General features: G+C 67.4%; 8 protein-coding genes and 4 pseudogenes. 7 read left to right on the forward strand and 5 right to left on the reverse strand.

What is annotated here, in order from left to right:
• A pseudogene (locus EHS43_RS27345) lies at positions 1 to 158 on the forward strand (IS701 family transposase); the annotation flags it as partial.
• Between the two features lie 187 nt (positions 159 to 345).
• Positions 346 to 1,350, forward strand: a pseudogene (locus EHS43_RS27350) (IS5 family transposase).
• A gap of 19 nt (positions 1,351 to 1,369) precedes the next feature.
• Here EHS43_RS27350 and EHS43_RS27355 read toward each other — a convergent pair.
• The gene (locus EHS43_RS27355) at positions 1,370 to 2,479 is read right to left on the reverse strand and encodes a glycosyltransferase (protein WP_125193416.1); all 1,110 of its coding nucleotides are present in this window, start codon (positions 2,477 to 2,479) and stop codon (positions 1,370 to 1,372) included.
• 52 nt (positions 2,480 to 2,531) lie between these two features.
• On the opposite strand from EHS43_RS27355, the gene EHS43_RS27360 reads away from it, so the two are divergent.
• Complete coding sequence (locus EHS43_RS27360; RefSeq protein ID WP_185806434.1) at positions 2,532 to 3,107, forward strand: TetR/AcrR family transcriptional regulator; 576 nt, start codon at positions 2,532 to 2,534, stop codon at positions 3,105 to 3,107.
• 49 nt (positions 3,108 to 3,156) lie between these two features.
• Here EHS43_RS27360 and EHS43_RS27365 read toward each other — a convergent pair whose 3' ends face one another.
• Both EHS43_RS27365 and EHS43_RS27370 read right to left on the reverse strand, forming a co-directional pair.
• Entirely contained in the window at positions 3,157 to 3,582 is a 426-nt protein-coding gene (locus EHS43_RS27365) for a transposase (RefSeq protein WP_260470736.1), read from the reverse strand.
• A gap of 427 nt (positions 3,583 to 4,009) precedes the next feature.
• Positions 4,010 to 5,189: pseudogene (locus tag EHS43_RS27370) on the reverse strand (RNA-guided endonuclease InsQ/TnpB family protein); the annotation flags it as partial.
• A gap of 151 nt (positions 5,190 to 5,340) precedes the next feature.
• On the opposite strand from EHS43_RS27370, the pseudogene EHS43_RS48070 reads away from it, so the two are divergent.
• From EHS43_RS48070 to EHS43_RS48080, 3 genes and pseudogenes are all read left to right on the forward strand, one after another.
• A pseudogene (locus EHS43_RS48070) lies at positions 5,341 to 5,733 on the forward strand (transposase); the annotation flags it as partial.
• 30 nt (positions 5,734 to 5,763) lie between these two features.
• Complete coding sequence (locus EHS43_RS48075; protein WP_260470737.1) at positions 5,764 to 6,054, forward strand: hypothetical protein; 291 nt, start codon at positions 5,764 to 5,766, stop codon at positions 6,052 to 6,054.
• A gap of 119 nt (positions 6,055 to 6,173) precedes the next feature.
• Entirely contained in the window at positions 6,174 to 6,314 is a 141-nt protein-coding gene (locus tag EHS43_RS48080; protein ID WP_369009057.1) for a hypothetical protein, read from the forward strand.
• A 196-nt stretch (positions 6,315 to 6,510) separates the two neighbouring features.
• Here EHS43_RS48080 and ccsB read toward each other — a convergent pair whose 3' ends face one another.
• Positions 6,511 to 7,566, reverse strand: coding sequence for a c-type cytochrome biogenesis protein CcsB (gene ccsB, locus EHS43_RS27385; RefSeq protein WP_125193420.1), 1,056 nt, complete (start codon positions 7,564 to 7,566; stop codon positions 6,511 to 6,513).
• Positions 7,567 to 7,879: 313 nt separating this feature from the next.
• Entirely contained in the window at positions 7,880 to 8,110 is a 231-nt protein-coding gene (locus tag EHS43_RS27390) for a hypothetical protein (protein ID WP_125193421.1), read from the reverse strand.
• A gap of 582 nt (positions 8,111 to 8,692) precedes the next feature.
• Here EHS43_RS27390 and EHS43_RS27395 point away from each other — a divergent pair.
• On the forward strand, positions 8,693 to 9,256 hold the full coding sequence (locus EHS43_RS27395) for a GNAT family N-acetyltransferase (RefSeq protein ID WP_125193422.1): 564 nt from the start codon (positions 8,693 to 8,695) through the stop codon (positions 9,254 to 9,256).
• The last annotated feature ends 628 nt before the right edge of the window (positions 9,257 to 9,884 follow it).

Here is a 9,884-nt window from a genome sequence, read left to right on the forward strand (position 1 = left end):
ACGACTACCGCGAGATGAAACAGGCCCTGGGACTGGCCCACTTCGAAGGCCGCACCTGGAACGGCTGGCACCACCACGTCACCCTCGTCTCCGCCGCCCACGCCTTCTGCACCCTGCAACGACTGGCACGAGACCCAAAAGACGTAGTGCAGGTCTGAGCCTCTACCAAGTGGTCCGAGAACTGCAGACCCTCCTCGCCACCTGGACCGGCGCCTGCCCCACCTGCCACCGAGACATACCCACACCACTACGAACCTGACCAAACCCTACTAGGGCCTGTGTGAGGTCGTGATCATTCTCAGGTTCTGGTCCCGTGCGGGGGTGGGGCCTGGTAGGACGCTGGGTGTGACACGTACGCAACTCACCAACGAGCAGCGGGAGTTCATCGAGCCGTACCTGCCGATAGGCGAGTACGGCCCGTACCCCGAGCGGCTGCGGGAGCAGTTCGAGGGGGTGATCTGGCGGTTCCGCTCCAGCGCCCAGTGGCGCGAGATGCCTGCCGAGTTCGGACCGTGGCCGACGGTCTACGGGCGCTTTCGCGTCTGGCGGGACGCCGGGGTCTTCTCCGCTCTTCTGGAGGGCATGATCGCCGAGGCCGCTCGCCGGGGACAGACGGACTTATCCCTGGTCAGCGTGGGCTCCACTACGGCCCGCGCCCACCAGGACGCCGCCGGGATGCACCTCGGCAAGGACGTCATGGACGCCCTTGAGGAAGCCGCCGCCAAACAGGAGCGGGCCCGGCAAAAAGGGGCGGGTCGCCGGGACAGAACGGGCAGGACGGCGGGGGCGACCCCGAGCAGGAAGAGCGACGGCGTATCCGGCGGCGGCGCAAGTTCCGGCTGAATCAAGCCCTGCTCGGCAGATCCCGTGGCGGACTGACGAGCAAGATTCATCTCGCCGCGGACCGCAGGTGCCGTCCGCTGTCCCTCGTGCTGACCGCGGGACAGGCCGGCGACAGCCCGCAGTTCGTCCCCGTGTTGCAGAAGATTCGGGTCCGTCTGCCGGTGGGCCGGCCTCGAACCCGGCCCGGCGCTGTCGCCGCGGACAAGGCCTACTCGTCCCGCGTCAACCGCTCTTACCTGCGCAAACGCGGCATCAAGGCAGTCATTCCGGAGAAGAAGGACCAGGCCGCCAACCGGAAGAAGAAGGGCCGCCAGGGGCGGCCGCCCCACGTGCCACGAAAGTGATCTTTACAAGGAGCGGAACACGGTCGAGCGGCTCATCAACAAGCTGAAGGCCTGGCGGGGCATCGCCACTCGATACGACAAGTCGCCCGAGAGTTACCTCGCCGGCCTCCACCTCCGTGCCTCAATGATCTGGATCAACGACCTGCTGAAGGCAACTGGCTGATCACAACGTCACACAGGCCCTAGCGCCGACCTTCGCGCTGGAGCACCTTGGTTTCCAGCCAGGGAACGATCTCGGAGACCGGTGTCATTGTGCTCACCTCCTTCGCCGCCCGTGCGGCGGCGTCCCGGTACGAGGGGGTAGTCACTGTCTTGGCGGCTGCGGGGCCTGCGTCCTCGAAGGCGCTGATGGTCTCCGCGACTCCGACACGGGTGAGGCGTTCGGCGTTCCACGGCTGGTCGGCGTGAAAGGGCCGGACGACCATCGGCGTCCCGGTGGTCAGCGCGGCCAATATGGTGCCGGTGCCGCCGGCCGACACGAGGACGTCGGCCCACGGCAACACCCGGGCCAGCGGGACGAAACCGGCGTGGCGGACGTGACCGTCGACGCGCGTCGGCGTGTTGGCCCCTGCGACGATCACGTTGAACCCGGCGTCGGCGAGGGAACGGGCCGTCGTCTCCTCTGCCTCAGGCTCGATGACGCTCGTACCGAACGTCACCAGCGCCCGGGGACGGCCCTCGTCGGGAAACACCGGAACCTCGAAGGCGTCGTCCTCGCGGTCGAACGCGACCGGGCGGACAGCCATGCTGTCGGGCTCCGGTTCCTCGCCTTCCTGCCTCAGGAGGGCTGGGTAGGGATCGAGGTAGGCGAGGCGCTTCGTCGCGCGGAGGGAGTAGCGGTCGAGCTGCTGTTGCCAGCGCCCACGCAGCGCGGCCGTCAGCTCGGATGGCACACTGCCGCTGATACCCAGCGCCACCCACGGCACGTCCAGCGCGGAGGCGACCGTCGGCGCGACGTAGTCGAACGGTTCACACACGATCAGCTCCGGCCGGTACGCGGTCGCCTCGCGCAGCGCCTCCTCGTAGGTGAGGTCGACCCTGGTGCCGGCGAACATCTCGACGGCGGCGGGCCCGGGCTGACTGGGGTGCTGTCCGGTACGCCGCTCGGTCTCCGCCATCTGCTCCCCCAGCGTGGGACCCGCGATGAGCACCGGGAACGGCCGCAGCAGGGGAGCCGTCTCCGCGTTGCTTAGGATGGCGACCTCATGACCTGCGGCGCGTGCCGCACCGGCCAGGGGCAGCAACGGAAGGGCATGACCACCTGCGGGAACGGCACTGAAGAGGATACGCACTGTCACTCCTAAATGAATGAACGCTCAGTTTAATTTAGCAGCCGGAGGTCCCGTGCCCAAAGTCAGCCAGGAGTACCTGAACGCCCGCCGCAGAGGCATCGTGGAGGCGGCGCGCGCCGTATTCGCCGAAAGGGGATTCGCCGCCACGCCGATGACCGCCATCGTCAGCGCCTCGGGGTTGTCCACCGGCACGTTCTACCGGTACTTCCCGAGCAAGGCGGCGCTCGTGGCCGAGATCGTCAGCGGGCGGGACGGCACGGAAGGCGGCACTTTCCCCGCCGACGAGGCACCAGGGGACCTGCTGCGGCGCCTCATCTCCTATGTCACGCCACCCGGCGCGTCCGCGGACCACGCGCGTCTGGTCGTCCAGATCTGGGCCGAGGCGTCCACCTCCGGGGAACTGGCGGCCGTCGCGGTCTCCCGACACACCTCGCTGCGCGACCACCTGGCCCACCTGTACGCACGGGAGCGCCAAGGCGGTGCCGGTGGCGAGGAGCCGACCGCGGCGGACAGGACCCGAGCCGAGGCGGCGCTGGCCGCGCTCATCGGCTACGCCACCCTCACAGCCGTGGACGCCCCTACCGACTTCACCGCACTCGGCCTGGAGATCGTGGCGGCATTCTCCTGAGCGCTCGACGGTGTAGATGTCTCTGACTATCCACAGCTACGGTCCGTCTTCAACCGGATCTTGCCCAGAGCAGGAAAGACGCGAGTGTGACTGAGGCTTCGTAGGAGGTGGCGGTCTTCTCATACCTGCTGGCTACGCTGCGGAACCCTTGAGCTGGTTGAAGCAGCGCTCGACGATGTTGCGCCGACGGTGAATCTTGCGTCCGGCCTACTGATCCCCCTTTTCGGCCGGTGGCGGGGTGCTGGTGGGCACGGACGATGGTGGAGCCGATCTGGACGTGCCAGTCGATGTCGTCGGCCGCGTCCGCATGAGCCTGGATCCGCCGAAGAGCTCGCGTGAACACGCCGTCCAGGGCGTAACAGCGGAAGCGGGTGTAGACGGTCTCCCATGGGCCGTAGCGTTCCGGCAGGTCACGCCAGGAGATCCCGGTTCGGATCTTGTAGACCATCCCGTTGATGACCTGCCGGTCCGACACTCGCGGCCCGACCCGTCGCGGCCCGCGGTATCAGTGGAGCGAGTAACTCCCCCTCCTGGTCGGTGAGTTCATGACGGCGTATCACTCCACCGTGATCCACCGCCCGGTGATCTTTGAAGACGGACCCCAACCCCAGGCTCGCCGTACGAGCGGCCTGGCTCGACCACGACGGACCGCTGCCCCTCATCAAGGGCACAGTCATCCGCCTCCGCGTCGCACACCTGCCCAGCAGTGGGGAGAACAAGCCGGTCTGCCTGCGGTGGTCCAGGACCGACGCTCCCCCCGGCGGACATCGACCGCTGCTGGCAGTCCTTACTCGGCCGCTTCGACTTGGAACACACCCTTCGATTGACTCCTCCCCCTCGTAAACGAGGGGGATTCCTAGCTCACGTTGCCTGCCCCCCGGCGGGGGTGCAGGTCTTACACGATCAGCACTAGCCGGGTTGAAGACCAGCCCGGACCAGCATCACGCGGGCGCTGTTCTTGTCCCTCGGGGACACGGCGCCGCACGCGGTGCAGGCATACGTTCGCATCGAAAGAGGTAGCGCGTGCTTGGTTCTCGCTCCGCACTGCGCGCAGTCCATGGTGGTGTGCGCGGGGTGTACCAGGTGCACGGCGCGGCCGTGCTTGCGTCCCATCTCGACCAGGGCGGCTTTGGTGGCGCTGATCGCGGCATCGGCAGCCTTGCGGGCCATGGTCGACTTCGCCAGGAACTTGGGGCGGAAGTCCTCCACCGCGAGCGCGTCATGGCCGCGGACAACGGACTTGGCCCACTTGCGGCCGGTGTCCTGCCGCTGGTTCGCGACCTTCTTGTGGAGCTTGGCGGTTTGCCGCTGCGCCTCGCGGTAGCCCTTCGATCCGGCCTGCCCCTTCGGCGGCCGTCGTCGGGCCATCATCCGCTGATAACGGGCGAGTTTCTGCGCGGCCGTGCGGCCGTGCTGCGGGTGGGGCAGGTCGTGGTCGTCCGACGTGGTGGTCGCGATCTCCTTGACGCCCCAGTCGATTCCGATCACGCGGCCGGTCGCGGGCAGTTCCTCGGTCACGGCGGCCGTCACGAACGACGCCCACCAGTGCCCGACACTATCCCGGTACACGCGCACCGAGCTGGGCGGCTTGGGCAGTTCCCGCGACCACACGGGCCGCACCACAATCCCGCCGGCGAGATGCAGGCGGCCGTCTTTGAGGCGGAAACCGCGCCTGGTGTATTCGAGGGTGGGAAGCGCTTCGCGCTTCTTCTTGTACGCGGGCATCCCGGCCCGCTGCCGCATCGGCAACCCTGCCTTGATGTCCTTGAGGGCTTTGGCGCGGGACTTGCCGAAGTCGCGTATCAGCTGCTGCTGAGGCACACACGCACCCTCGGCCAGCCAGGGCGTGCGGGCACGGGCCTCGGTCAGCATCGCCGCGAGCTGCACTGGCCCGCACGTCGCCTTCTCGCCGGTCGCCCGGTTGTGCTGGTGCACCTGCCTGGACTTGGCGACGCACTCATTCCAAACCCAGCGCAAACGGTCCCACTCGGCCTCAAGCGCACTCCGGGCCGTGGGCGACAGGCGCAGACGGTAGGTGTACCGGCAATGCCCGGCCGCCTCCGTGGTCGCTTCTGTCGTCATACATCCGAACGTACCTGGGAGGACTGACAGTTGAGAGCTCTTGATCGTTGAGAGCTACCTCACCCCGGGGGCAAAGCCCCTTCACCTGCCCTGCTCCGCAAGGGTCTCGTTCCTCCCCCGGCTGAAGCCGGGGTATCCCGAGAGGACTCTGATGATCAAGCAGGCTCCCGGCTGGACGAAGCCGAGACTGCGCAGCCCGCACGCAGTGGACCGCTGGACCTGGCTGGTCGTCGTCGCCCACACCCAGCTCCGGCTCGCCGGTCGCTCGCCGCCGATCTGCGACGTCCCTGGGAGAAACCGGCCGAGCAGAACAGGCTTACGCCTGGCCGCGTCCGCCGGGGTTTCCGGGACTTGCGGGCGAAAGATGGTCTCCCCAGCGCGTGCACCCAAACCTTCCCGTCCCGGCCCTGGGCGCCCACCGGGCTCGAAGAGCCGTCGTGCGGCAACGTGTCAAGAAGTCGGACGCGTCCTCGCCACCGGGGAGGCATTCGCCCGCCCGGCCCACCACAAGAAGGGCACCAAGCCGCGGCGGACAGGGAAATAAGGCGCTTCCGCACGCGGGTAGGGTCCCTGCATGCAGACGGATGGGTTACTCGGCTCCGGTGGGTTACTCGGCTCCGGCCGCAGCACGGACGTGTTCGCCATCGATGATCACTGGGTCCTTCGCCGATACCGCGATGGCGGCGACGTCACCACCGAAGCCACGGTGATGGCCTACCTCGCGGAACACAGGTATCCGGTGCCCCGCCTCCGGGACCCTGCGGCCTGCGGAGGCAGCACGGCGCCGCGAACCGCCCTGGGGATGCAGCGCCTGCACGGCCCGTCCATGCTGCAAGCGCTGCTGCAGGGCACGATCACGGCCTGAGGAAGCAGGAGCAGGGCTCGCCGATCTGCTGCACCTCCTGCACTCGTCTGCTGCACCGCCTGCACTCGGTCCCCGCACGGGTCTCCGCCGATCCCGCAAATCGGATCCTCCACCTCGACCTGCACCCGGACAACGTGATGCTCACCTCGGGTACACCCGTGGTGATCGACTGGCGCAACACCGAGGAAGGGCCCCCCGGACTGGACTGGGGGATGTCGGCCCTGATCCTGGCGCAGGTCGCTGTCGGCAACACGCCCTGACGGCGCCGGCCCGGGCAGTGCTCGCCTCACTGCTGACACACCTCGGCCCCGCGATCACCCTGGGCGACACCGACTCCGGATGTCTTGCGGAAGCCAGGAAGATACGGGCGGCGGACCCGTCAACCAACGAAAGCGAGACACATCTCCTCGTTGAAGCCATGGAGTTGATACTTGAGTTACCGGTAGTAGGACTTGATCAGAATCCGGCGTAGGAGTGCTTGCTGGTGAAGAACATGTTGACGCCGTAATAGTTGAACAGCCAGCAGGCGAAGGCGATCAGAGCGATGTACGCAGCCCTGCGGCCCTTCCAGCCGACCGTGGCACGGGCGTGCAGATAGCAGGCATACGCGGCCCAGGTGATGAAGGCCCAGGTCTCCTTCGGGTCCCACCCCCAGTAGCGGCCCCAGGCGTTGCCCGCCCAGATGGCTCCCGCGACGATCGTGAACGTCCACAGCGGGAAGACAGCGGCGTTCACCCGGTAGGAGAACTTGTCGAGCGAGGCCGACGCGGGCAGACGCTCAAGCACGGAGGTCGCGAAGCGGCCGGGTGTCCCGCCATTCGCCAGCTTGTTCTCGTAGGAGTCCTTGAAGAGGTACGACAGGGTGCCTATCGCGCCGACGTACAACGCCGCGCCACAGAAGATCACGGTCGACACGTGGATGTACAGCCAGTACGAGTGGAGCGCGGGGACGAGTTGGTCGCTGGCGGTGTACAGAACCGTGACGGCGAGTCCGAGGTCGAGCAGGACCGTTGTGACCAGCGGCAGGCCAAGCCAGCGGACATTCTTCTTCAGGGCCAGCAGGACCAGGTACACCCCGGCGACGACGGTGGAGAGGGTGATGTTGAACTCGTACATGTTGGCCCACGGCGCCCGCTCCACGGACAGGGCTCGGGCGACCACGCCCGCAGCTTCGATGGCGAACGCGAGCGTGGTGAGGGACACGGCGATTCGGCCGTAGAGGTCTCCTTGTTTGTCACCGCCGTGCGCTCCGGGGCCGTCCGGGACGTCACGGGCGCTGGCGGCCGAACGGACTACGACCTTGGGCCGCTCCAGGACGGTGGTGCCACCGAGTGTCCTCATGGTGGCCACGGTGGTCCTGGCACCAGGCTGAGTGAGTGCGGCGGCCGTGCGGCCAACCTTGCTGCGGCTGCCGAGGATCCATTCGGCGATGTGGGTCAGGAAGGCCAGGGTGTAAACGGCCATCGAGGAGTAGATCAACGTATTGCTGCTGTTTGCGAGCGTCTCATTCATTGCGGCGGCGAGAGTCAATGCTTCTCAGCCCCTTCGGCGGCGGGTAAGGCGCGAGGATTGGTGGTCTCCGTCGAGACCGAATGCCGTTCAGACATGGCTACTTGTGGTCCGGTGGGCGACATACACGTGCCGATCTCCGCATGCCTGCTCCGGGAATCGTGCCCACCCCTTGATCAGTGGAATCCCGTATTTCAGGCGTCTGCTGACCTTCATACAGGAGGAAATGGTTCTCACGCCGTCAAGGACCTCCACCGGCCTCGGCCGTGTGGCGCTCCATGTCCGACGGCTGGTGCATGGCCAGTGCCTGCCGCCCTCACGAGCGGCGGTGACGGTGGGCGATCAGCGCGCTGCCGGAGGCCAGCGCCACCAGCCCGGCCCCGATACCCAGCAAGGTGTACCCGGCGGTGGAGCCGACCACGTTGCAGGCCAGACTCACCACCAGCAGCAGCCACAGCAGCGGGAGCGGACCGGAGTCCCGGACCGCCGGCGGGGAAACGGAGGCGGGCGTCGAGGTGGGCTCGGCACCGCCCGATGAGTACGTCATCGTGTGTCCTTACGGTAGGCAAGACGAACCGCGCATCAGACAGCGGTTCCATCGGGGACGATCGGGCCGAGCCGGGCCTCAGTAGGTGAGGGCTCTGAGGGGGAAGGCGGCCGGCCGGTCCGTCAGACTTCGACGCTACGGATGATCACCGGGGAACTCGATCCCGCCAGCAGGACAAGCCGGGTACAGCAGGCTGTACTTGCTCGGCAATGTCCTCCCAGGCCACAGCGGGTGCCGTACGCCGGCCGCGCGGCGGCGCCACTGCACCCTTCCCGAATCCAGCCAGAGAAGGACGGGCGAACCGCATGCCGAGCCGTAACGCGGCCCACGACGGATCCGAGACGGCCGACCCGCACCAGGCACTTCCGGTGACACGCGGTGCGACCACGCCCCAGTACTGTGCGGCCCCGCTGACATGGATACGCGGCCGCGGGTGGCCGGAGCACCGGACAGCGCTTCCATACCAGTTCGCACGGAAGCAGTCGTCCAGCCGCGTGGTCACCCGGGCTGCTCCCGTCCCACCACTGTCGCTTGCGCGCCGTAACGCATCGACTCCACCGGCCACCACGGGAGAATAAAGCCATGAACAAGTCCCCGACCTTGCCGGAGCCGCGCGCCGGCGACCGCTTCCTCCTACGCCCGTGGCGGCTGAGCGCCGAAGACCTCGCTCTGGTCCGGGAAGCCGCCGACGATGACTACATCCCCCGGCTGACCACCGTCCCAGCCCCCTACTCCGACGAGGCCGGCCGGGACTTCATCACACGGCAGCAGCGCCGCATGGCCAGCAGCGGGGCCTGGCCACTCGTCATCGTCCGTGCCGCGGACGAACGGCCGATCGGAGTGATGAGCGTCCGCGGCCACGAACGCGACCAGGGCCGGGCATCAGTCGGCTACTGGGTAGTGGGTTCCGCGCGGGGGCAAGGCGCGGCCACCGCCGCGCTGCGCACAGCGACCGACTGGGCCCTTACGGAACTTGGCATTTCCCGCGTGGAACTGTACGCCGAGCCGTGGAACACCGGATCGCTGCGCACCGCCGAGGCCGCCGGTTACCTTCGTGAGGGACTGCTGCGGAGCTGGCAGGTGATCGGCGACCGACGCCGGGACATGTACATGTACTCCCGGGTGGCACAAGCATCTGACGTCTGACGAGAATCCACTCGATCGCCAACGCAGCGGCCGTCAGCCTACCTCCCGTTCACTGCCGACGATCACAGGCTGATCCTCGCGGGCCTGCCGTATCGCCGCATCGGCGTTCGCAAAAGCTGACCTCAGTTCAAAGGCGGAGAAGACCATGTTCGCCTCCTCGTGCACTACCCGCCCAAGGTTCAGCTCTCGAAACTCGTTCTACTCCCTCACGGGCGTCTCCGCCCGGCTCTTGTGCAAGGGGTGCGACGCCCACGTCCGCCGCTACCTGTGGGGGACAGTTCTGGTCCGGCTCCTACTTCGCCGGAAGCTTCGGCGGGGCACCCTGCCGGCGTGAAGCAGTGCATCGAGATCCAGAAGCGCACTGCGGGCTGAGCCGCTCACGGCGGCCCCGTAGTCGGGATGCGGGTCAGGGCAGTCCTGAGATGGCTTCACTCCCGGCGTAAGCCCCGGAGCACTGGTCAAGATCAAAGATAGTAGCCGAGGATCAGACAGCTGTCCGTCGGGTCCGGCCCACGTCAGACTCTCGGCAACGAGTAAAGCCATGGAAGGAACGGGGATCTGTGATGAGCCAGGTGCTGTACAGCGAGCGGTCGTGGAATCCGCTGGCGCGGACCGTGGAGTTGACCGA

The sequence above is a fragment of the Streptomyces sp. RP5T genome (assembly GCF_003933965.1).
Lineage (GTDB): Bacteria > Actinomycetota > Actinomycetes > Streptomycetales > Streptomycetaceae > Streptomyces.

Coding starts and splice junctions, on each gene's coding strand:
- ccsB (WP_125193420.1), bottom strand. CDS start 7,566: ATGAATGAGACGCTCGCAAACAGCAGCAATACGTTGATCTACTCCTCG.
- EHS43_RS27395 (WP_125193422.1), top strand. CDS start 8,693: ATGAACAAGTCCCCGACCTTGCCGGAGCCGCGCGCCGGCGACCGCTTC.
- EHS43_RS48075 (WP_260470737.1), top strand. CDS start 5,764: ATGCAGACGGATGGGTTACTCGGCTCCGGTGGGTTACTCGGCTCCGGC.
- EHS43_RS27390 (WP_125193421.1), bottom strand. CDS start 8,110: ATGACGTACTCATCGGGCGGTGCCGAGCCCACCTCGACGCCCGCCTCC.